Origin of the sequence: Mesorhizobium sp. B2-3-13 (assembly GCF_006442195.1) — a bacterium.
Taxonomy (GTDB): Bacteria; Pseudomonadota; Alphaproteobacteria; order Rhizobiales; family Rhizobiaceae; genus Mesorhizobium; species Mesorhizobium salmacidum.
In genome coordinates this window covers 38,796-60,265 of record NZ_VFVQ01000021.1, presented here as the reverse complement: position 1 = coordinate 60,265, position 21,470 = coordinate 38,796, and the positions used below count along the sequence as shown (strand labels likewise).

General features: G+C 63.9%; 18 protein-coding genes and 1 pseudogene. 9 read left to right on the top strand and 10 right to left on the bottom strand.

The features are described 5' to 3' along the window. Positions 1–115 precede the first annotated feature (115 nt). Together FJ941_RS23040 and FJ941_RS23035 are read left to right on the top strand one after the other, a co-directional pair. Positions 116–1,003, top strand: a complete 888-nt coding sequence (locus FJ941_RS23040; RefSeq protein WP_140509172.1) for a phosphotransferase family protein — start codon at positions 116–118, stop codon at positions 1,001–1,003. Next, entirely contained in the window at positions 1,000–3,453 is a 2,454-nt protein-coding gene (locus FJ941_RS23035) for an FAD-dependent oxidoreductase (protein WP_140509170.1), read from the top strand. Before FJ941_RS23040 ends, FJ941_RS23035 begins: the two co-directional genes overlap by 4 nt. Here FJ941_RS23035 and FJ941_RS23030 read toward each other — a convergent pair. After that, the gene (locus tag FJ941_RS23030; protein WP_140509168.1) at positions 3,450–4,082 is read right to left on the bottom strand and encodes a class I SAM-dependent methyltransferase; all 633 of its coding nucleotides are present in this window, start codon (positions 4,080–4,082) and stop codon (positions 3,450–3,452) included. The genes FJ941_RS23035 and FJ941_RS23030 overlap by 4 nt on opposite strands. Positions 4,083–4,176: 94 nt before the next feature. On the opposite strand from FJ941_RS23030, the gene FJ941_RS23025 reads away from it, so the two are divergent. Further along, entirely contained in the window at positions 4,177–5,079 is a 903-nt protein-coding gene (locus FJ941_RS23025; protein ID WP_140509166.1) for a phosphotransferase family protein, read from the top strand. Between the two features lie 226 nt (positions 5,080–5,305). On the opposite strand, the gene FJ941_RS23015 is transcribed toward FJ941_RS23025, so the two are convergent. After that, positions 5,306–6,229, bottom strand: a complete 924-nt coding sequence (locus FJ941_RS23015; RefSeq protein WP_027142177.1) for a DMT family transporter — start codon at positions 6,227–6,229, stop codon at positions 5,306–5,308. Between the two features lie 82 nt (positions 6,230–6,311). Beyond that, positions 6,312–7,592, bottom strand: a complete 1,281-nt coding sequence (locus FJ941_RS23010) for an amidohydrolase family protein (protein ID WP_140509164.1) — start codon at positions 7,590–7,592, stop codon at positions 6,312–6,314. A 148-nt stretch (positions 7,593–7,740) separates the two neighbouring features. On the opposite strand from FJ941_RS23010, the gene FJ941_RS23005 reads away from it, so the two are divergent. Next, complete coding sequence (locus FJ941_RS23005) at positions 7,741–9,495, top strand: ABC transporter ATP-binding protein (RefSeq protein WP_140509162.1); 1,755 nt, start codon at positions 7,741–7,743, stop codon at positions 9,493–9,495. 200 nt (positions 9,496–9,695) lie between these two features. Here the strand turns inward: FJ941_RS23005 and ilvD are convergent, their stop codons facing one another. Continuing rightward, the gene (gene ilvD / locus FJ941_RS23000) at positions 9,696–11,540 is read right to left on the bottom strand and encodes a dihydroxy-acid dehydratase (RefSeq protein ID WP_140509160.1); all 1,845 of its coding nucleotides are present in this window, start codon (positions 11,538–11,540) and stop codon (positions 9,696–9,698) included. A 240-nt stretch (positions 11,541–11,780) separates the two neighbouring features. Between ilvD and FJ941_RS22995 the strand changes: the two genes are divergently transcribed. Beyond that, positions 11,781–12,251, top strand: coding sequence for a VOC family protein (locus FJ941_RS22995; RefSeq protein WP_027142181.1), 471 nt, complete (start codon positions 11,781–11,783; stop codon positions 12,249–12,251). Between the two features lie 171 nt (positions 12,252–12,422). Here the strand turns inward: FJ941_RS22995 and FJ941_RS22990 are convergent, their stop codons facing one another. From FJ941_RS22990 to FJ941_RS22980, 3 genes are all read right to left on the bottom strand, one after another. Then, a complete protein-coding gene (locus FJ941_RS22990; RefSeq protein WP_140509158.1) occupies positions 12,423–14,015 on the bottom strand; it encodes a peptide chain release factor 3 in 1,593 nt (530 codons plus the stop codon). A gap of 100 nt (positions 14,016–14,115) precedes the next feature. Next, positions 14,116–15,045 carry a haloalkane dehalogenase gene (locus FJ941_RS22985; protein ID WP_140509155.1) on the bottom strand — a complete coding sequence of 310 codons (930 nt, stop codon included), beginning with the start codon at positions 15,043–15,045 and terminating at the stop codon, positions 14,116–14,118. Beyond that, entirely contained in the window at positions 15,042–15,638 is a 597-nt protein-coding gene (locus FJ941_RS22980; RefSeq protein ID WP_140509153.1) for a TetR/AcrR family transcriptional regulator, read from the bottom strand. The genes FJ941_RS22985 and FJ941_RS22980 overlap by 4 nt, the downstream gene beginning before the upstream one ends. Before the next feature lie 120 nt (positions 15,639–15,758). Between FJ941_RS22980 and FJ941_RS22975 the strand changes: the two genes are divergently transcribed. Continuing rightward, the gene (locus FJ941_RS22975; protein ID WP_140509152.1) at positions 15,759–16,832 is read left to right on the top strand and encodes an FAD-binding oxidoreductase; all 1,074 of its coding nucleotides are present in this window, start codon (positions 15,759–15,761) and stop codon (positions 16,830–16,832) included. Here FJ941_RS22975 and FJ941_RS22970 read toward each other — a convergent pair. From FJ941_RS22970 to FJ941_RS22960, 3 genes are all read right to left on the bottom strand, one after another. Then, positions 16,826–18,199, bottom strand: a complete 1,374-nt coding sequence (locus FJ941_RS22970) for an amidase (protein WP_140509150.1) — start codon at positions 18,197–18,199, stop codon at positions 16,826–16,828. The genes FJ941_RS22975 and FJ941_RS22970 overlap by 7 nt on opposite strands. Positions 18,200–18,378: 179 nt before the next feature. After that, positions 18,379–19,179 (bottom strand): class II glutamine amidotransferase, encoded by an 801-nt coding sequence (locus FJ941_RS22965; protein ID WP_140509148.1) that lies wholly within the window; start codon positions 19,177–19,179, stop codon positions 18,379–18,381. Positions 19,180–19,194: 15 nt separating this feature from the next. Then, positions 19,195–19,443, bottom strand: a complete 249-nt coding sequence (locus FJ941_RS22960; RefSeq protein WP_140509146.1) for a DUF6356 family protein — start codon at positions 19,441–19,443, stop codon at positions 19,195–19,197. Between the two features lie 113 nt (positions 19,444–19,556). Between FJ941_RS22960 and FJ941_RS22955 the strand changes: the two genes are divergently transcribed. From FJ941_RS22955 to FJ941_RS22945, 3 genes and pseudogenes are all read left to right on the top strand, one after another. Continuing rightward, the gene (locus FJ941_RS22955; protein WP_140509144.1) at positions 19,557–20,027 is read left to right on the top strand and encodes an Lrp/AsnC family transcriptional regulator; all 471 of its coding nucleotides are present in this window, start codon (positions 19,557–19,559) and stop codon (positions 20,025–20,027) included. A gap of 96 nt (positions 20,028–20,123) precedes the next feature. After that, a complete protein-coding gene (gene dut, locus FJ941_RS22950; RefSeq protein ID WP_140509142.1) occupies positions 20,124–20,609 on the top strand; it encodes a dUTP diphosphatase in 486 nt (161 codons plus the stop codon). 54 nt (positions 20,610–20,663) lie between these two features. Next, positions 20,664–21,334, top strand: a pseudogene (locus FJ941_RS22945) (HAD family phosphatase). The last annotated feature ends 136 nt before the right edge of the window (positions 21,335–21,470 follow it).

The window sequence follows — 21,470 nt, the reverse complement described above, 5'->3', positions numbered from 1 at the left end:
GATCCTGGCGTCCCGCACCGACGAGATCGTTTGCGTTTCTCCCCGCCGTCATTGCGTTGCCCAGGGCGCCTTGGCGAAACCCGGCAAACCAGCCCAGCAAACCAGGGATGATCCCGTGATTGCCGAAGACCGCATCCGCGCCCTGCCCTGCTGGACGGGCGCCATCGTGATCGCGCCGCTGCCCGGCGGCTTGAGCAACGCGAATTATGTGGTCACCGACACGGCCGGCAAACATGTCGTGCGCTTCGGCCAGGATTATCCGTTCCACCATGTCTTCCGCGAACGCGAGGTGATGACCGCGCGGGCGGCTCACGCCGCCGGGTTCGCGCCGGCGGTCCATTATGCCGAACCAGGAATCCTGGTGACGGCGTTTCTTGGCGCCAAAACCTATCTGGCCGAGGACGTGCGCGCCAATCTCGGCCGCGTCGCGGCGCTGATGCGCGGCTTCCACCGGGAGATGCCCAACCATATCTCCGGCGCCGGCTTCATGTTCTGGGTGTTCCATGTCATCCGCGACTATGCGCGCACGCTTGAAGAAGGCGACAGCCGCAAGCGCGGTGACCTGCCGCGCTTCCTGGCGCTGGCCGACGAACTGGAGCGCGCCCAGAAATTGCTGCCGATCGTCTTTGGCCACAATGATCTTCTGCCTGCCAATATTCTCGACGACGGCAGCAGGCTGTGGCTGATTGATTTCGAATATGCCGGCTTCAACACGGCGATGTTCGACCTCGCCGGCGTCGCTTCGAACGCGGGCATGAGCGATGAGGAATCCTTCGCCTTCCTGACCGCCTATTTCATGAAGGAACCGGATGAGGCGATCCGCCGCTCGCACGCCGCCATGCAATGCGCCTCGCTGCTGCGCGAGGCGATGTGGAGCATGGTGTCGGAACTCTATCTCGACGCGCCCGGCATCGACTACGTCGCCTACACCGAGGAAAACCTGGTGAGGCTCGACGCGGCGCTGGAAAGCTACCGGACAAAATACGGGATCCTGAAATCATGACCTTGCCTAGCCAGGCCGCGATCGTCGTCATCGGCGGCGGCATCATCGGCTGTTCGACGGCCTATCATCTGGCGCGCGACCACAAGGCCGACGTGGTGCTGCTCGAACAGGGCAAGCTGACCTCGGGCTCGACGTGGCATGCGGCCGGCCTGGTCGGGCAATTGCGCTCGTCGGCCTCGATCACGCGGGTACTGAAATACTCCGTCGACCTCTACAAGGGGCTGGAAGCCGAGACCGGGCTCGCCACCGGCTGGAAAATGACCGGCTGCCTCAGGCTCGCCACCAATGCCGACCGCTGGACCGAGTACAAAAGGCTGGCGACGACGGCGAGAAGCTTCGGCATGGACATGCAGCTTCTGTCGCCCGCGGAGGTCAAGGCGATGTGGCCGCTGATGGAGACCGGCGATCTGGTCGGCGCGTCCTGGCTGCCGACCGACGGCCAGGCGAGCCCTTCCGACATCACGCAGTCGCTGGCCAAGGGCGCGCGCATGCATGGCGCCAGGCTCTACGAGGGGGCGTGTGTCACCGGCTTCGAGATGAAGGGCGACCGCATCACTGCGGTGAAGACCAATCAAGGCGACATTGCCTGTGACAAGGTGGTGAACTGCGCTGGGCAATGGGCGCGGCAGATCGGCGCCATGGCCGGCATCAACGTGCCGCTGCAGCCGGTGAAGCACCAGTACATCATCACCGAGAAAATCGCGGGGCTGGCGACCGACGCGCCGACGCTGCGCGACCCCGATCGGCGCACCTATTTCAAGGAAGAGGTTGGCGGGCTGGTGATGGGCGGCTATGAGCCGAACCCGCAGGCCTGGACAACCGGTCTCCCCCGAGGCGACGTGCCCGACGACTGGGAGTTCCGGCTGTTCGACGACGATTACGATCATTTCGAGCAGCACATGGCTCAGGCGATCGCGCGCGTGCCGGCGCTGGAGACGGTCGGCGTCAAGCAGATGATCAACGGGCCGGAAAGCTTCACGCCCGACGGCAATTTCATCCTCGGCGTGGCGCCCGAATGCGCCAACATGTTCGTCGGTGCCGGCTTCAACGCTTTCGGTATCGCCTCGGGCGGCGGCGCCGGCTGGGTGCTGGCGCAATGGGTGGTCGACGGCGAGGCGCCGCTCGACCTGTGGGTGGTCGACATCAGGCGCTTTTCCAACCTGCACCGCGACCGGCAATGGGTGTGCGAGCGCACGCTGGAAGCCTACGGCAAGCACTACACGATCGGCTTCCCGCACGAAGAGTACGTCAGCGGCCGGCCGCGCATCGTCTCGCCGCTGTATGAGCGGTTGAAGCAGCAACGCGCCGTGTTCGGCTCGAAACTCGGTTGGGAGCGGCCGAACTGGTTCGCGCCGAAGGGCGTCGAGCCAAAGGACCTCTATTCGATGGGCCGGCAGAACTGGTTTGCCGCCGTCGGCGACGAGCACCGGCACGTGCGCGAGCATGTCGGCATCTTCGACCAGTCGTCCTTCGCCAAATATGAGCTGAGCGGCCCCGACGCGGCCAAGGCCCTTGACTGGATCTGCGCCAACGACGTCAGCAAGCCGGTCGGCCGGCTGATCTACACGCAACTCCTCAATACGCGCGGCGGCATCGAGGCCGACCTGACCGTGTCGCGGCTGGCCGAGGAAAAATTCTACATCGTCACCGGCACCGGTTTCCGCACCCATGACGCCTCGTGGATCAGCGACCATATTGGCGGAGGCCTCGATGCCCAGCTCGCCGATGTCACCGAGGATTTCGGCACACTGTCGCTGATGGGGCCGCGCGCCCGCGATGTGCTTTCGGCCGTGACCAATGCGGATGTGTCGAATGCCGGCTTCCCGTTCGGCCATGTGCGGGAAATCGTCATCGCGGGTCACACGGTCCGGGCGCTGCGTGTCACCTATGTCGGCGAACTGGGCTGGGAGCTGCATGTGCCGATCGCCGCCACCGGCGAAGTCTTCGACGCGCTGATGGCGGCCGGCGGGAAGCACGACATCCGGCCGATCGGCTACCGCGCGCTGGAATCGCTGCGGCTGGAAAAGGGCTATCGCGCCTGGGGCTCCGACATCACGCCCAATGACACACCGCTGGAGGCCGGGCTGGGCTGGGCCGTAAAGCTGCGTAAGAACACCGACTTCGTCGGACGACGCGCACTTGAGAAAGTTGGCGGCGCGTCCCTGACGAAGCGCTTTGCCGGCTTTACGGTCGACGATCCGGAGATCGTGATCGTGGGGCGCGAGACCATACTGCGCAATGGCGAGCCGGTCGGCTATTTGACCAGCGGCGGCTACGGCTACACGGTCGGCAAGAACATCGGTTACGGCTATGTGCGCAACGCCGAGGGGGTGAACGATGATTTCCTCGCCTCGGGCAGCTATGAACTGGTGGTCGCGATGCAGCGGACGCCGGCTCAAATCTGTCTTGAGCCGCTATACGACCCGGCAATGGAGCGCGTGAAGGCTTAACTCACGCGCAAAGCGAGGCCACGGCTGGGGACGGTATCGGCCTCGCCAGGCATCGAGACGTAGGGACGTGTTTCCTCAATGCGGACGACTAGGCCTTGCGCCTCGAGTTCGGCGATGCGCGCGGCAAAGCCCTGATCCCACAACGTGTTCTTGACCGTCAGCACGATCACTCCGCCCGGCCGGCAGATGCGGATCAGTTCGTCCAAACCGTCGGCACCGACATGACCCGAGGTGAACACACCGGCCGAGATGATGCCGGCATAGGTGTCGTTGGCAAAAGGCAGGTCACCGCCGAGTGCCAGGCAATGCAGCGCCGAATAGACGCCCTTGCGCGCGGCCTGATCCAGCATGCCCTGTGAGATGTCGAGCGCCTCGACCTGAGGATAGCCGGCAATGTCGAGCCATTCGCCGATCAGCCCGGTACCTGCCCCGGCGTCGAGCAGCGGGGCTGAACCGCGCGGCAGATGGCGGGCCAGCAAGGCAAGGCAGATCGTCGGGTGGCGGTAGCCGGCGGCCGACATGTCGGCGTCATAGGTTTGCGACCACCTGTCATAGAGTGCCGCTACCTCTTCCGGGCGCTTGGCCGCGTAGGCCTCGCCGAGCGCGCCTTGATGTTTGCCGTCCGTCACGTGTCGACCAATCCCTCGTCTTGCCGGGATGATAGCCAAACGGCGAAAATTGTGGAACCGTTGTCTCAAAGAAATAGCGCGTGGGGACGCAGGCATGGTGACAGACGAGGCGCGGGCAAAACTTGCCGCCATTCCGGTGCTGGCCGGCTACACCGGGCCGCTGGAACGGCTTGGCGGCCTCACCAACCTCGTCTTCAAGGCCGGCGATTACTGCCTGCGCGTTCCGGGCAAAGGCACCGAGGAATACATCAACCGCGCCAACGAAGCGGTGGCGGCACGCGAGGCGGCAAAGGCCGGCGTCAGTCCCGAGGTGCTGCATGCCGATGCCGCCACGGGCCTGATGGTGACGCGCTACATCGCCGATGCCGAGACGATGTCGCCGGAGAAATTCAGGGAGCGGCAGGGCAGTCCGGCCCGGGCGGCCGAGGCCTTCCACAAGCTGCACGCGTCCGGCGCGGTATTCCCCTTCCGCTTCGAGCTGTTTTCGATGATCGACGACTATCTCAAGGTGCTGTCGACCAGGGATGTCGCCCTGCCCGCCGGCTATCATGACGTGGTGCGCGCGGCCGGCAGCGTGCGCTCGGCCCTGGCCGTCCACGCCTTGCCCCTCGTCGCCTGCCATTGCGATCCGCTGTGCGAAAATTTTCTCGATACGGGCGAGCGGATGTGGATCGTCGACTGGGAATATTCCGGGATGAACGACCCTCTCTGGGATCTCGGCGATCTCAGCGTCGAAGGCAAGTTCGACGCGGCCCAGGACGAGGAGTTGATGCGCGCCTATTTCGGTGGCGAGGCGAAGCCGGCGGAGCGCGGCCGCGTCGTCATCTACAAGGCGATGTGCGACTTGTTGTGGACGCTGTGGGGGCTGATCCAGCTCGCCAACAACAATCCGGCCGACGATTTCCGCGCCTATGCGGACGGCCGCTTCGCGCGCTGCAAGACGCTGATGGAGACAGAAGAATTTTTGCGGCACCTTGCTGCGGTACGCCAGGGCTAAAGCGCGTCGCGGTGAAGCGTATTCATGCGACGCGCTTTAGATTTTTGTTTTGATGCATGTCGTTCTCCCAAAACCGAGGCCACTTTTGAGCGACATGCATTGGGGCACCCGAAATCCGGGCCCTACAGCATGTCGCGGCGAACAGGATTCGCCGCGACATGCTGTAGGCTTCTGATTTTATGCATGTCGTTGTCCCGGAACCGAGTACACTTCCGGGCGACATGCATTAGTTCACACCCTTCGGCACGTTCTCCGGCGGCACCGTGGTGTCGACCACTTTCTGGCGATGGAAGATGAACAGGCCGGCCAGAACGATGATGCCGGAGCCGATCAGGATACGCGGGCCGGGAACGTCGCCGAAGAACACCAGCCCGAACACCACCGCCCAGAGGAGCAGCGTGTAGTGCAGCGGCGCCAGTGTCGAGGCCGGCGCCAGTTTCAGCGCCCGCGTGATCATCAGATGCGCACCGCAGGAGACGATGCCGAGCAGCAGCATGGCGCCGAGATCGAGCGCCGACGGCGTCTTCCAGGCACCGATGGTCAGCACGCCGCCAACCAACAGCGTGCCGATCGTCTGCCATGTCACCAGATTGGTGTCGCTGGTGCCGCGCAGGCGCCGGTTGAGGATGATGGCGAATGCGAAGGCAAGGCTGCCGACAAGCGCGAAACCCGATGACAGCGAAAACGCGGCAGAGGACGGTTTCAGCATGATCACCACGCCGCAGAAGCCAAGCAGGATCGCCACCCAGCGGCGCCAGCCGACCTTTTCGCCAAGCAGGAAATGCGATAGCGCCGCCACATAGATCGGGCCAGCCATGTAGAAGCTCATCACATCGGCAAGCGGCAGAAAGACGACGGCGGCGTAGAACAAAGCGGTGTCCAGCGTCGTCGCCACCACGCGCAGGACCTGCAGCCCGGGCCGTTCCATCTGGAACAGTCTGCCAGCGCCCTGGTTGGCGATCATCGGGCCGAGCACGATGAAGGCGCCGATAGAGCGGATCAGCACCACCTGGCCGACGGAAAAGCTGGTGACCAGCCATTTGCCCATCGCGTCGTTCAGCGCAAACAGAAAGTCGCCCGCCAGCATCAGCAGGATGCCGGCCAGAAGCACATTCTTGACCATCGAATTCCGGGCGACGGGCTCAACCATGCCCGGCTCCTAGACTCAAGCGCCAACTTTGACGAGTGGGAATCGAAGAAACGGTAAGACCAGCCGCGGAAATCGGCTGTATCTACCCGGATTTGTGCCGCCGGTTCACCTGCGACGGCCTGCCGGAGATCGAAAGCCTGGTATCCTGCCTTGTCCGCTCCGCCACCACCTTGCCCCTGGCGATGACGCAGATGCGCTCGGCGCGCAGGCGCAGGGCCTCGATCGGATTGCCGGCATCGAGGATCACCAGGCTGGCGCGCTTGCCGACAGCCAGGCCAAGATGATCGAGGCCCATGATCGCGGCGTTGACGTTGGTGACCATGTCGAAGCAGCGCGCCATGTCGGCGGGGCTCGACATCTGGGCGACATGCAGGCCCATGAAGGCGACGTCGAGCATGTCGGCGGTGCCCAGCGAATACCAGGGATCGAGCACGCAATCCTGACCCCAGCCGACACGGATGCCCAGCGCCTGCATTTCCTTGACCCGCGTCATGCCACGCCGCTTCGGGAACGTGTCTTGACGGCCCTGCAGCATGATGTTGATCAGCGGGTTGGGGATCGCGGAAACACCGGCCTCGGCGATCAGCGGCAACAGTTTCGAGACGTAGTAATTGTCCATCGAATGCATGGAGGTTAGGTGCGAACCGGCCACCTTGCCCTGCAGGCCGAGGCGCTGCGTTTCATAGGCCAATTGCTCGATGTGACGCGACAGCGGGTCATCTGTCTCGTCGCAATGCAGGTCGACCATAAGGCCGCGTTTTGCCGCGATCTCGCACAATTCGGTCACCGAGCGCCTGCCGTCGGCCATGGTGCGCTCGAAATGCGGAATGCCGCCGACGATGTCGACCCCCATGTCCAGCGCGCGCATGGTATTTTGGCGCGCCGTCGGCGAGCGATAGAACCCGTCCTGCGGGAAGGCCACCAATTGCAGATCGATATAAGGGGCGACGGCCTTCTTGACCTCCAGCAGCGCCTCGACCGCCAGCAGCCTGTCGTCGCAGACATCGACATGGGTGCGGATGGCCAGCAGCCCCATCGACACCGCCCAGTCGCAATAGGCGAGCGCCCGATCGCGCACCGCTTCGTGCGTCAGGAGCGGCTTCAGTTCGCCCCACAGCGCAATGCCCTCGAGCAGCGTGCCCGACGCGTTGATGCGCGGAAGACCATAGGAAAGTGTGGCGTCCATATGGAAATGCGGATCGACGAAGGGCGGCGACACCAGATTGCCACGGGCGTCGACCTCGGTCCCCGCGGAACCCTCGAGCTTCGGCTCGATCGCAATGATCGTCTCGCCGCTGATCCCGATGTCGGCGATGCCGCCATGCGGCAGCGTGCCGCCACGAACGATTAGGTCGAAATCCATCTCTCATCATCCCGCTTGAAGAATCACAGTTGCATCGTGTCTCAAAAGGCAGCCTGCCGCAGCGGTTTCTTTCCATGGCGGCAAGGTTCCCTCCGGCGGCAACTCCCTCTATAAGCCGCCTTCGTCATCCCGGCATCAAGGATCAGCCGTGTTTCGCTTCTTCCCCTCGACGGAAAACCAGCGCCTCGTCGCAAGGCTGCTCCGGGAATCGTTCCGGCAGCACAGGGCCGGCTACGCCGCCGCCATCCTGTCGATGCTGGTGGTGGCCGGCATGACGGCCGCCAGCGCCTGGATCCTGCGCGAAATAACCAATGAATTCGTGATCGACAAAAGGGTCGATCGCGTCAACATGATTGCCGTGGCGGTCGCCGCGATCTTCATCGTCAAGGGCATCGCCAACTTCGTCCAGGCCTACTTCATGAGCCGGGTCGGCAACGCCATCATCGCCGAACGGCAGCGCAAGATCTACGACCGCGTCCTGGCGCAAGGCATCGAATTCTACCACTCGACCTCGTCGTCCGACCTGATCACCCGCATGACCAACAATGCCCAGGCGGCGCGCAACGTGCTCGACCTCATCGTCACCTCCTATGTGCGCGACCTGGTGACGCTGGCTGCCTTGATTGGGGTCATGGTCTGGCAGCAGCCGGCGCTGTCGCTGATCTGCTTCGTCGTCGGTCCGCTGGCCATCTATGGCGTCAACCGCATCCTGAAGCGTGTGCGCAAGTTCGCCGCCATGGAGTTCCGTTCGGTCGGCCAGATCGTCCAGGTGATGCAGGAAACCGCGATCGGCGTGCGCGTGGTCAAATCCTTCAACCTCGAAGGCTTGATGCGCAAGCGCATGTACAGGGCGGTGTCCGATGTCGAGGACCGGGCCAACAACATCGCCGCGCTGGAAGCGGTGACCAATCCGGTGATGGAAACGCTGGCCGGTCTGGCGATCGCCGGCGCCGTCATGGTCAGCGGCTTACTGGTTCTGAAGGGCGGCCAGATGCCTGGCAACATCATGGCCTTCATCGCGGCGCTGCTGCTTGCCTATGAACCGGCAAAGCGCCTCGCGCGCGTCCGTATCTCCCTGGAAAGCGGCATTGTCGGCGTGCGCATGATGTTCCAGTTGGCCGACGAGCCTCTGACATTGGCCGAGAAGCCGGATGCAAGGCCGCTTCATGCCGGACCTGGCGAGATCCGGTTCGACGCCGTCAGCTTCGCCTATCAGAATGGCCCGCCAGTGCTTGACCGGTTCGACCTGGCTCTTGCGGCCGGCAAGATGACGGCGCTGGTCGGCCCCTCCGGCGGCGGCAAGTCGACGATCCTGAACCTTATCATGCGCCTATATGACCCGAAGAGCGGCAGGGTGCTGCTTGACGGACAGGACATTTCCTATGCCACGCTCGCCTCGCTTAGGGAAAAAATCGCCTATGTCAGCCAGGACACGTTCCTGTTTGCCGGCACGATCATGCACAACATCCGGCTTGGGCGGCAAGATGCGACCGACGACGAGGTGATCGCAGCGGCCAAGGCGGCCAACGCGCATGACTTCATCAGCGCGCAGGCGAAAGGCTACGAAACGGATGTCGGCGAGAATGGCGGCCTTTTGTCGGGCGGTCAGCGCCAGCGCATCTCGATCGCCCGCGCTATGCTGCGCAACGCCGAAATCCTGCTGCTGGACGAAGCGACCAGCGCGCTCGATGCCGAATCCGAGGCGCTGTTCCGCGATGCGCTGCAACAGCTGACGGAGGGGCGCACCACGATCGTCATCGCCCACCGCTTGTCGACCGTGCACCAGGCCGACACGATCGTGGTGCTGGAAGCCGGCAAGGTGGTGGAAAGCGGCCCGCACAAGACCCTGCTGGGGCAAGGCGGGCTTTACCAGAAGCTTTATGAGTATCAGCTGATGCCGTGAGGTTTTTCCTTCTCCCCTTGCTTGTGGGAGAAAGTGGATCGGCGCAGCGCCGAGACGGTTGAGGGGTGGGCGACGGAGTGCCGTCGGCGCCAAGCTGGAGCACCCCTCATCCGACCTCGCTTCGCGAGGCCACCGCCCTGGGCGAGTCACGGGCCTCGCCCGCCCTTCGGGCCCCACAAGGAAAGAAGGAAGAACCGCCCTTACTCCGGCACGTGCCTCACGGCCCCCTTGTCGGCACTGGTGGCGAAGGCAGCGTAGGCGCGCAGCGCGGTCGTCACCTTGCGCTTGCGCTTTTCCTGCGGCTTCCAAGCGTCCGCGCCCTTGGCCTCCATGGCCGCGCGGCGCGCATCGAGTTCCGCGTCGTCCACGGCGAGGCGGATGGTGCGGTTCGGGATATCGATCTCGATCGTATCGCCCTCCTGCACCAGCCCGATCAGCCCGCCTTCCGCCGCTTCAGGCGAAGCATGGCCGATGGACAGGCCCGAGGTGCCGCCGGAGAAGCGGCCATCGGTGACCAGCGCGCAGGCCTTGCCCAGGCCCTTCGACTTCAGATAGCTGGTCGGATAGAGCATTTCCTGCATGCCGGGGCCGCCGCGCGGTCCCTCATAGCGGATGACGACGACATCGCCAGCCTTGATCTCATTGGCAAGGATCGCCTTGACCGAAGCGTCTTGGCTCTCGAAGACGCGCGCCGGACCGGTGAATTTCAGGATCGACTCGTCGACGCCGGCCGTCTTCACGATGCAGCCGTCGAGCGCCAGATTGCCTTTCAGCACGGCAAGGCCGCCATCTTTCGAGAAAGGCGTCTTCGCCGAGCGGATGACGCCGGTTTCGCGGTTCGTGTCGAGCTCGTCCCAGCGGCGGTCCTGGCTGAAGGCGACCTGCGTCGGCACGCCGCCGGGAGCGGCGAGGAAAAAGTCGCGCACATTCTGGCTCGAGGTGCGCGAAATATCCCAATGGTCGAGCGCTTCGCCGAGGCTGGCGGTATGCACCGTCGGCAGATCGCGATTGATCAGTCCGGCCTCGTCGAGCTGGCCGAGGATGGCCATGATGCCGCCGGCGCGATGGACGTCTTCCATGTGCACGTCGGACTTAGCCGGCGCCACCTTGCAAAGGACAGGCACCCGCCGCGACAGCCGGTCGATGTCCTCCATGGTGAAGTCGACCTCACCCTCATGGGCGGCGGCCAGGATGTGCAGCACCGTGTTGGTCGAGCCTCCCATGGCGATGTCGAGCGTCATGGCGTTCTCGAAGGCGCCCTTCGAGGCGATGCTGCGCGGCAGTGCGCTCTCGTCATCCTGCTCGTAGTAGCGCTGGGCGAGATCGACGACGAGATGACCGGCCTCGACGAACAGACGCTTGCGGTCGGCATGTGTGGCCAGCGTCGAGCCGTTGCCGGGCAACGACAGGCCGAGTGCCTCGGTCAGGCAGTTCATCGAGTTGGCGGTGAACATGCCCGAGCAGGAGCCGCAGGTCGGGCAGGCCGAGCGCTCGATGACCTTGACGTCCTCGTCGGAGATCTTGTCGTCGGCAGCGGCCACCATGGCGTCGACCAGGTCGAGCGCCTGCGTCTTGCCGGCCAGCACGACCTTGCCGGCTTCCATCGGCCCGCCGGAGACGAACACGGTCGGGATGTTGAGGCGCAGCGAGGCCATCAGCATGCCGGGGGTGATCTTGTCGCAGTTGGAGATGCAGACCATGGCGTCGGCGCAATGCGCGTTGACCATGTATTCGACGGAATCGGCGATCAGCTCGCGCGACGGCAGCGAATAGAGCATGCCGTCATGGCCCATGGCGATGCCGTCGTCGACCGCGATGGTGTTGAATTCCTTGGCGACACCGCCGGCCTTCTCGATCTCGCGCGCGACCAGCTGGCCGAGGTCCTTCAGATGAACATGGCCGGGCACGAACTGGGTGAAGGAATTGACCACCGCGATGATCGGCTTGCCGAAATCACTATCCTTCATGCCTGTGGCGCGCCACAGGCCGCGGGCACCGGCCATGTTGCGGCCATGGGTGGTAGTGCGGGAACGGTAGGCGGGCATGTTTTTTCCTTGGTGGCTGGCCGCGCCGGGCGCGGCGGCGCTGAATTTTGATCGCAGGGGTTATAGACGCGCAACTATGGTCTGGCCACAATTTTGCAATGCGCCAGATTCTCCAGGAAAATTCGATGCCATTGTCGGATCGGGCGTATCACGACCGTCCTTGGGCAGACGGCAAGAAATGGCGCCATTCCGGGAGCAGCCGTTTCATTGTGGCAGCAAGAAGCAACCGAGGAGCACGACATGCAAAAGATCACCACCTTCCTGTGGTTCGACGACCAGGCCGAAGAGGCCATGAACCATTACGTATCCATCTTCAAGAATTCGAAGGTGCTGAGCGTCACGCGCTGGCCGCAAGGCCATGCTTCGGAAGGCAAAGTGCTGGTGGCATCGTTCGAGCTCGACGGTGTGCAGTTCCAGGCGCTCAATGGCGGCCCGCAATACAAGTTCACGGAGGCCATGTCGCTCTCGATCGACTGCAAGACGCAGGACGAGGTCGATCATTTCTGGAGCAAACTCACCGAAGGCGGCGGCGAGCCCGGCCGATGCAGCTGGCTGAAGGACAAGTTCGGTGTTTCCTGGCAGGTCGTGCCGGAGCAGTTGCCGCGACTGCTTCAGGACCCTGACAGGGCCAAGGCCGGCCGGGTGATGTCAGCGATGATGCAGATGGGCAAGATCGATATCGCCAAATTGGAGGCGGCGGCGAAAGGGTGAGAAGCGGTCCGCGTAGCGGACGAAAAGCCAATTGCTTGGCTTTTCGAGCTTCGAACGCCCGGAGCTTGCGAAGGCCGGGGGATTGAGTCTAACGATCCTTGAAGTCGGCGCTGCCCCTCATCCGCCCTTCGGGCACCTTCTCCCCGTGAACGGGAGAAGGAAAAAGGGTTCTTATGCCGCTTTGTCGCGGACCTGATAATCCTTGATCGTGGCGAAGCGGATCGCTTTCCAGCGCTCGGCTTCGTAGTTCAGCGAGAAGGCGTGCTGGGCGAGGAAGACCGGGTCGTTGTCGAGGTCGCGGGCGATGTCGCCGCGATGCGCCTCGATGAAGCGAAGCACCTCGGCCTTGTCATCGGCCGAGATCCAGCGGCAGACCGAAAAGCGCGACATCTCGAATTCGACGGGCAGCGTGTATTCGAAGTTCAGCCGCTCTTTCAGCACATCGAGCTGCAGGGCGCCGACGACGCCGACGATAGCCGGTGAGCCGTCCTCGGGCGAAAACAGCTGCACCACGCCTTCCTCGGCCATCTGGTGCAGCGCTTCCTTGAGTTTTTTCGCCTTCATCGCGTCGCCGAGGCGGACACGACGCAGGATTTCCGGGGCAAAATTCGGCACGCCGCGAAACAGGATTTCCTCGCCCTCGGTCAGCGTGTCGCCGATGCGCAGCGTACCGTGGTTGGGGATGCCGACGACATCTCCGGCGAAGGCTTCGTCGGCGGTGACACGGGTGCGGGCGAAGAAGAATTGCGGGGCCGAGAGGCTCATCGGCTTTCCCGTGCGCACCAGCTTGGCCTTCATGCCGCGCTCGAGCTTGCCCGAGCAGACGCGCACGAAGGCGATGCGGTCGCGGTGGTTGGGATCCATGTTGGCCTGGATCTTGAAGACGAAGGAGGTCATTTTTTCCTCCGTCGCCTCGATGGTGCGGGTGTCGGCCTCCTGCGCGCGCGGTGGCGGACCAAAGGCGCCAAGCGCCTCGATCAGGTCGCGCACGCCATAATTGCGCAGCGCCGAGCCGAAATAGACCGGCGTCAGATGGCCCTCGCGAAAAGCGTCGATATCAAGGGGTCTGCACGCCTCTCGCGCGAGCTCCAGTTCCTCGATGAAAGCCTCGCGCTCGTTTTCCGGCAGCAGGCCGGCAACGCGGTTGGAATCGGGACCGTTGACCGGCGTGCGTTCCTTCTCGTCGTCGCCCTTGCGCACGGCGTTCAGCGCCAGGTGATAGGTGCCGGAAAAAGTCTTGCCACGGCCAATCGGCCAGGTGATGGGCGCGGTGTCCAGCGCCAGCTTCTGCTCGATCTCGTCCAAAATCTCGAACGGATCGCGGCTTTCACGGTCCATCTTGTTGACGAAGGTGATGATCGGGATGTCGCGCAGCCGGCAGACCTCGAACAGCTTCAGCGTGCGCGGCTCGATGCCCTTGGCGGCGTCGATGACCATGACGGCCGAGTCGACCGCCGACAGCGTGCGATAGGTGTCGTCGGCGAAATCCTCGTGGCCCGGCGTGTCGAGCAGGTTGAAGACGTTGTCCTCATATTCGAACGTCATCACCGAGGTGACGACCGAAATGCCGCGCTCGCGCTCGATCTTCATCCAGTCGGAACGCGTCTGGATGCGGTCCTTCTTGGCCTTGACCTCGCCGGCAAGCTGGATGGCGCCACCGAACAGCAGCAGCTTTTCGGTCAGCGTCGTCTTGCCGGCGTCGGGGTGGGCGATGATCGCGAAAGTGCGGCGGCGCGCCACTTCCTCTGGAATAATTTCGGGCATTCTCTTGGGATTTCCGTGTGACAGGCCGGGCTTCTAGCAGCGCAGCGCCGGGCTGTCGACCGGTCCGGCGGCGTGAACGCCGCCGGTTGCATGGCTTGCTTCAGGCGGGTTCGTTCATGCGGCCCGCCTGAACGACCCCCGGAAGCCAGCCGGCGATAGCGCTGCCGATCGTGTCGGCATGATCCTCCTGCAGGTAGTGCGCGCCAGGCCCGAGATCGATGAACCGGCAGTTCTTCAAGCTGGCCGCGAATTCGCGTGCGGCCTGCGGTGAGATCAGCGCGCCTGGATCGCCGGCGAACAGCAGTTTCGGATAGGTGGACAGCCGCAGCGCCCGATGGTCGTGTTCGCTGATAGCGGCGACGTCGGCGGGCTGGCCCTCGATCGGCAATTCCCGGGGCAAACGCAGCACCGGCCTGCGCGATAGCGGCGTCGGGAACGGCGCCCGGTAGACGGCCATCTCTTCGTCGCTCATTGTTCGCAGCACCGAGGCCGGCAGCAATTTTTCAACGAAGACATTGTCTTCCAGGACCAGCTTCTCGCCGACATCGGGTGTACGCAACGCCTTGAACATTTCGCGAGCTTGCGGACGCTGGTGAAAGTCCTCCCAACGCTCGAAGGGCCGGATGAACTCCATGAAGGCGAGGCCGAGAACGCGGCGCGGCCACCGCGCCGCAAGATGGAAGGCCAGGGCAGTGCCCCAATCCTGGGCGACCAGAACCATGTCCCTGATGTCGAGCGCGTCGAGAAAGGCGTCGAGGTAGCGGACATGGTCGAAGAAGCGATAGTCGATGTCGGGCTTGCCGGATTGGCCATAGCCGATCAGGTCGGGCGCGATGCAGCGCCCGAACGGCGCCACGTGCGGGATGATGTTGCGCCAGATATGCGACGAGGTCGGATTGCCATGCAGGAACAGCACGGTCGGGCCGGACGCGCCGGCCTCGACAAAGGACATGGTCGAATCGAGGACGGCGGCTTGCGAACGTCTCGGTGCGGCGACGCCCGCCTGAGGCATGTCGGCTTTCGAAGTCATGGGATCGGCTCCTTTCCAAAGACTGTCCTGAAGATGATCTTCTTGAATCGCTCGAGCGGCTCGGGGCTACGCTCGACTTTCATACGCAGCATGGCGCCTTGCCAGGACGACAGCAGGAAGTCGGCAAGGTCCTCGGCATCGAAGGCTCTCGTGATGTCGCCGGTCGCCTGGCCTTCGGCGATGCAGGCCGCGAAGGGCCGACGCCAGCGCTCGAAGATAGCGACCAGCCGCAGGCGCAGCGGTTCGCTGTGCACGGCGGTCTCAAGACTGAGATTGCCGATCATGCAGCCGCGCGCCCAATCATGCGCTTCAAGCTTCGAGGTGATGAGATCGAGATAACGGCGCAGCCTGCCGACAGGCGGGGTCCCATCCCGGGCCAGCGCTGTTTCGACCAGTCCGCTCACATAGGCGAAATAGCGGTCGACCACTTCGCCAACAAATTGCTCCTTGGAGGCAAAATGGTTCGTGAAGGAGCCCGGCCGGGCGTCAGCCGCGGCGACGATGTCGCGTATGCCGGCGGCGGCATAGCCCGAGTCCCAGATGGTCTGGAAACCGGCATCGAGGAGTTTTTCGCGGAGTGATTGTCTAGCCATGGCCATATAATACGTACGTACGTATTGATGTCAAGCTGCCTTTTTTACGGCATTCGATGTTGGCAAGCGGCGGACAGGATGGCACTTGGATGACATGTCACCCTTGGATCAGGAGCGAACATGAGCGCCGGCAAACAAGTGATCGTCATCGGCGCCGGCATCATCGGTGCGTCGATTGCCTGGCACCTGACCAAAGCGGGCGCCCAGGTAACGGTCATCGCCGACAGCGAGGCCGGGGGTGTCGCGACGCTCAATTCCTTTGCCTGGATCAATGCCAGCTGGGGCAATCCGGAGCCTTATTTCCGGCTGCGCAGCCGCGCCATGGCCGAATGGTCTCGGCTGGCGAGAGACCTGCCCGGCCTGCCGCTCAACTGGTGCGGCGGCCTGTGCTGGGATCTATCGGCGGCGGATATGGAAACCTATGCCGCGGAGCACTCAGCCTGGGGCTACGGCATCGAGCGCGTCGACCGTGCCGGCGCGGCGCGCATCGAGCCGAATCTCGCCGAACCGCCGGATTTCGCTTTGCATGTCGCCGAGGAAGGTGTTGCCGAGCCGGTCGCAGCCTCCAAGGCCCTGCTGGCCGATGCCGAACAGCGCGGCGCGCGCATCCGTTCCAGTACGGTCACGGCGCTGATCCAGACCAATGGCAGGATAACCGGCGTGGGCACATCGCATGGGCCGATTGCCGCCGACGAGGTGGTGATCGCGGCAGGCGTCGGCTCGCCGGACATTGCCGCGACCGCCGGCATCAACCTGCCGATCGAGACCCCGCCCGGCCTGATCGTCCATTCGCGGCCATACGAGAAGCTGCTCAACGGACTGGTGCTGGCCGAGCGGCTGCACATGCGCCAGACGGCGGAAGGCCGTATCATCGCCGGCTCGGACTTCGGCGGCGCCGATCCGGGGATGGATGCCAAAGCCACCGCCCGCGCGTTGTTCGCGGTCACGAAAGCCATGTTGCGCGACAGCGACGGACTTGAGCTGGATTTCTACACGGTCGGCTACCGGCCGACACCGATCGACGGCTTTCCGATCATCGGCCGCGCCGAGGGCATGGATGGCGTCTACATCGCGGTCATGCATTCCGGCATCACGCTGGCGCCGGCCGTCGGCCTGTTCGCCACGCGCGAAATCCTTGGCGGCGAGCGCGACCCGCTGCTGGCGCCTTACGGACTGTCGCGCTTCGCTCAATAGCCGGGCGGACGACTGAAGCCGCCGGTCAAGGGCGCCATCCCCTTGCCCACGGCGAGCAGCCGCGCCTCCGACCAGCGTCCGCCGACAAGCTGCAGGCCGATCGGCAGGCCGTCGCTGTCCTGCCCGCAAGGTATCGAAAGCGCCGGGTGGCCGCTGTAGTTGAAGACGGCTCCGTAGGCCGGCAACATCCAGTAGCTCTGGTCCTTGCCGTCGACTTTGATCGCAGTGCCCGGCGCACAATGCGGGAATGCCGTGGTCATGGCGACCGGGCAGAGCAGCGCGTCCCAATCCTCGAAAAAACGGTCCCAGGCGAGAATGGATTTGTCGCGGCGGGCCAGTGCCTCAAACCAGCGCGAGACCGATGCCGGCTCCTCCGGTGGTTCCTGCTGCGCCGCCCCCATCATCATGCCGATCAGCGCGCCGCCCTGGGCAAGATCGTCGTGCAGGTCGAGCTTGGGCAGTTTCGCTTCCTCGATGATGGCGCCGGCGTCTTGCAGTCGTCTTGCGACATTTTCGACCGCTGCACTGATGCCGCCGGCCACTGGGAACCCGGGAAAGGAGGGCGCGAAAGCGATGCGCAAAGTTTGGAGGTCGAGCTTCGGCATGGCCTCGACGGGCACCGGCGCAAGGTCGGTGTCGCGGTCGTCCGGGCCGGCGATGATCCGATAGATCAACGCCAAATCGTCGATGCTGCGCGCCAGTGGGCCGAGACAGGACATCAGCCGCACGCTTCGCGCCGCACCGCCTGGATCCGGAAAGGCGCCGGCCAGCGAAACGCGATGTTCCGTCGGCTTCAGGCCGTAGACGCCGCAGAACGCCGCGGGAAGGCGGATCGAGTCCTGCATGTCGGTGCCGATGTCGAACGGTGTCATGCCTGTGCAGACGGCGGCAGCGGCGCCGCCGCTGGATCCGCCCGGGGTGCGCTGGAGATTCCAGGGATTGCTGGTGCGGCCGAACAGCGGATTGTCCGATTGCCAGTCGGACAGCATTGTGGCGACATTGGTCTTGGCCATCAGCACACCGCCGGCTGTCTTCAACCTGTTAACGACGGGGCTGTCCTCTTTCGCCACATAATCGGCGAAGAGCGGGAAGCCGACCGTGGTTTTCATCCCAGATGTCTCGTGCATGTCCTTCAGCGTGAAGGGGACGCCGTGCAACGGCCCGAGCGCTTCGCCACGCGACAATGCCGCATCGGCCTCCTCGGCACGCTCGCGAGCCCCGTCCCTGTCGAGCGAGATGACGGCGTTGACGGCAGGATTGTGCCTGTCGATCTGCGCGAGGTGGGCGTCGAGCGCTTCGACGGCGGAGATTTTGCGCGCGGCGATGGCGGCGGCGAGATCGGTGGCTGAGGAAAAGGCGAGGTTCATGATCAAGGTTCCGGCTTGCTTGCCGCCGCCTCATCAAATGGCGGATAGCGGCGCGGCTTCAAGCGGAGTTGAGCATTCATTGGAGGTGGGCGCTTGATTGGGATTGCGTGAGGTCGGCACTCTACGGCGCCCCCCTCTGTCCTGCCACATTGCCGATTTGAGACATCGGCGAAGAAGACTTACCCGGCCAGCGCCAGCTTCGCCGCGACCGGAGCGAACGGACGAATGTCGATGCCGTCCCTTGTCATGGTGACGAAGCTCGATGGCGGGATCGCCTGCCAGTCGCCGCCCTCTCGATCGAAGGGTTCGGAAACGATGCAGCGGCCAGCGCCCTTGCGGAAGATGGACGTGTAGAGCGTCGGCGCCTGGACGTCGGTGGCATAGCGCACCGCATGCAGCGCCTGCCCGTCGGAGAAGGCGGCGGTCAATTTCAGCGCCGGCTCGAGACCAGCGCGGCGCGAGGCTTCGAGCACGCGGGAGGTGGCGCGGGAAACGGCACCTTGCGGGTCGGACGAAAGCCCTTCGTCGATCATGAGCAGAAAAAACAGTTCGGAATCGGTGGTGCCTTCGCGCTGCTCGAAGACAGCGTCGGACAACGAGTTCTCCAGCGCGCGGCGGATCTTCTCGAAGCCGCCGATCTGGCCATTGTGCATGAACGACCAGCGGCCGGAGATGAACGGATGGCAATTCATGCGGCTGGTGGCGCCGCCGGTCGAGGCCCGCACATGCGCGAGAAACAGGCCGGATTTGATCTGCCGGCACAGGCTCTTCAGGTTGGGATCGGACCACGCCGGCAGGATGTCGCGGTAGAGACCGGGCTCCGGCCGGTCGCCGTACCAGGCAAGGCCGAAACCATCGCCATTGGTCGGCGACTTCGCTTCCTGGGCGCAGTGGCTCTGGGCGATCAGTGAGTGACAGGGCGCCGTGAGGATGTCTTCGAGAAAGACCGCTTCACCGAGATAGGCCGCCCACCGGCACATTGCTTCCGCCTTCCTTTAGGCGCGATCCGGAAGAGCAGCGGGCTCGTTGATCGCGTGTGTGCCTCTGTTGTGCGTCCGCTCGTAGAGCTCGCGAATGATTCGGCTGGCGGTAGTCTCAAAGAGAAATGGCAAGAAAGCGTGAACAAATGCTGCTGCCGCCGCCATCAGCAGGCGCGACGAAAACCATGTGGCGAAGGCCATATGGCCGAAATAGGTTTCACCGACTTTGGCCGGATGAGAGGTGAAAATCCTTGCGACCGACATGCTGGTTCCCCTTCAGCGTTTGCGTTCCGATATGAGTATCCTGACACGCCTCACCGGTTCATTGGTCCCAAAATATCCTTGTATTTTGCGATTTCATGGGACAAGTATCCCACATGACACTGGCAATCGACGAACTTGATCGGAAATTGCTCGCCGAATTGCAACGCGACGGCACCTTGTCGGTCGACCAGTTGTCGGAGCGGGTGGCCTTGTCGCGCAATGCCTGCTGGCGGCGCGTCAAGCGGCTGGAGGAAGCTGGCGTCATCACCGGCCGCGTGGCGCTGGTCGATGCCGAGAAGCTCGGGCTTGGCCTTTCGGTGTTCATCCTGATCCGCACATCCAACCACGACCCGGACTGGCTGCAGAAATTCCGCGCTGCGGTGGCGGGCTTGCCCGAGATCATCGGCGTCTACCGCATGTCCGGCGATCTCGACTATGTGCTGCGCGCCCGCGTCGCCGACGTGAAGGCCTATGACCGGCTCTACCAGCGGCTGATCGCCAAGGTGGCTTTGTCGGATGTTTCCGCCTCCTTCGTCATGGAGGAGATCAAGGAGACGACCGTGGTTCCGATGGAAGTGCGTTGAGCCGTCCTCAGGCCACAGTGATGCCCGAAAGAAAGCCGTTGATAGCCCTGCGGTCGAGTTGACCGAATCGGCAATCGCGCCGATAGGATCCATTTTATGCGCGCAGCCCTTCAAACACCTTCCGTCATCGGTCCGACCGTCGGCTTCGTCAGGTTGCCACATGGTGAGGGTCTTCCGCTTCCCGCTTATGAAAGCGCCGGCGCCGCCGGCATGGATTTGCGCGCGGCGGTGCCCGAAGACCGGCCGCTTCTGATCCTGCCGGGCAAGCGCGCCTTGGTGCCGACCGGGTTGATCCTGGAAATTCCCGAGGGCATGGAGGGCCAGGTGCGGCCACGCTCGGGCCTTGCCTTCAAACATGGCCTCACCGTCCTCAATTCACCCGGCACGGTCGACAGCGACTATCGCGGCGAGGTGAAGGTGGTGCTGGTCAATCTCGGCGACGAGGACTTCGCCGTGACGCGCGGCATGCGGATCGCCCAAATCGTTTTCGGCGCCGTGACGCAGGTGGCGGTGGAAGAGCGTTCGCTGGCCGGCGGCACGGCGCGCGGCTCGGGCGGATTCGGATCGACCGGCACCGCCTGATGCATGGCTGTATTTCGGCATATCGAACCGATTTGTCGCGTAGACTGATCCAATATGACTGAAACACGGCCGCTGCCAAAGCTCGTCATCTTCGACTGCGACGGGATCCTGGTCGATACCGAGAACCTCGCCAACCGGCGCCTTGCCGAATGGCTAAGCGCGACCGGCTATCCCGCGACCTTCGAATATTGCCGCAAGAACTTCTCCGGCCGCAGCATGGTGTCAGTGCAGAAAGAGATCGAAGAGACGACCGACGTCAGGCTCGGCGCCGATTTCGTCGAGCGCTGGAATGCCGGCCTGCCGGATCTGTTCGCCCATGGCGTCGAGGCGATCCCTTATGTCCGGGAGTTCATCGAGGCGGTCCGCGCGGCCGGCATCGCCTATTGCGTCGCCACCTCGGCAAGGATCTCCAAGATGCACATAACCCTTGGCCAGACCGGGCTGTTGCCGCTGTTCGAACATGCCATGTTCAGTGCCACCATGGTATCGCGCGGCAAGCCGTTCCCGACCTGTTCCTGCACGCCGCCAGAACCATGGGCTTCGCGCCCGCCGACTGCATCGTCGTCGAGGACAGCGTCGCCGGCACGCAGGCCGGGATCGCCGCCGGCATGCGGGTGTTTTCCTATCATGGCGACCCCTATTCCGACCGCGACGGCCTGATCCAGGCCGGCGGCATCCTGTTCGATGATATGCGCGAACTCGCCGGGCTGGTGCCGATCCACTGATTCGCCGGCCGTGCAGGCCGGGATAACGACATGCATAAAATCAGAAGCTTACAGCAGGTCGGGCGAATCCTATTCGCCGCGATATGCTGTAGCTGCGCGGCCCGGCAAGTCATGTTAGCTTGGCGGCGCTGGGGTG

What these genes read in the sequence shown, in the direction of transcription:
- FJ941_RS22960 (WP_140509146.1), bottom strand. Translation starts at nt 19,443, where the DNA reads ATGTCGGTCGCAAGGATTTTCACCTCTCATCCGGCCAAAGTCGGTGAA.
- dut (WP_140509142.1), top strand. Translation starts at nt 20,124, where the DNA reads ATGCGCGCAGCCCTTCAAACACCTTCCGTCATCGGTCCGACCGTCGGC.
- FJ941_RS22990 (WP_140509158.1), bottom strand. Translation starts at nt 14,015, where the DNA reads ATGCCCGAAATTATTCCAGAGGAAGTGGCGCGCCGCCGCACTTTCGCG.
- ilvD (WP_140509160.1), bottom strand. Translation starts at nt 11,540, where the DNA reads ATGCCCGCCTACCGTTCCCGCACTACCACCCATGGCCGCAACATGGCC.
- FJ941_RS22975 (WP_140509152.1), top strand. Translation starts at nt 15,759, where the DNA reads ATGAGCGCCGGCAAACAAGTGATCGTCATCGGCGCCGGCATCATCGGT.
- FJ941_RS22955 (WP_140509144.1), top strand. Translation starts at nt 19,557, where the DNA reads ATGACACTGGCAATCGACGAACTTGATCGGAAATTGCTCGCCGAATTG.
- FJ941_RS22995 (WP_027142181.1), top strand. Translation starts at nt 11,781, where the DNA reads ATGCAAAAGATCACCACCTTCCTGTGGTTCGACGACCAGGCCGAAGAG.
- FJ941_RS23010 (WP_140509164.1), bottom strand. Translation starts at nt 7,592, where the DNA reads ATGGATTTCGACCTAATCGTTCGTGGCGGCACGCTGCCGCATGGCGGC.
- FJ941_RS22980 (WP_140509153.1), bottom strand. Translation starts at nt 15,638, where the DNA reads ATGGCTAGACAATCACTCCGCGAAAAACTCCTCGATGCCGGTTTCCAG.
- FJ941_RS22965 (WP_140509148.1), bottom strand. Translation starts at nt 19,179, where the DNA reads ATGTGCCGGTGGGCGGCCTATCTCGGTGAAGCGGTCTTTCTCGAAGAC.
- FJ941_RS23035 (WP_140509170.1), top strand. Translation starts at nt 1,000, where the DNA reads ATGACCTTGCCTAGCCAGGCCGCGATCGTCGTCATCGGCGGCGGCATC.
- FJ941_RS23025 (WP_140509166.1), top strand. Translation starts at nt 4,177, where the DNA reads ATGGTGACAGACGAGGCGCGGGCAAAACTTGCCGCCATTCCGGTGCTG.
- FJ941_RS22985 (WP_140509155.1), bottom strand. Translation starts at nt 15,045, where the DNA reads ATGACTTCGAAAGCCGACATGCCTCAGGCGGGCGTCGCCGCACCGAGA.
- FJ941_RS22970 (WP_140509150.1), bottom strand. Translation starts at nt 18,199, where the DNA reads ATGAACCTCGCCTTTTCCTCAGCCACCGATCTCGCCGCCGCCATCGCC.
- FJ941_RS23015 (WP_027142177.1), bottom strand. Translation starts at nt 6,229, where the DNA reads ATGGTTGAGCCCGTCGCCCGGAATTCGATGGTCAAGAATGTGCTTCTG.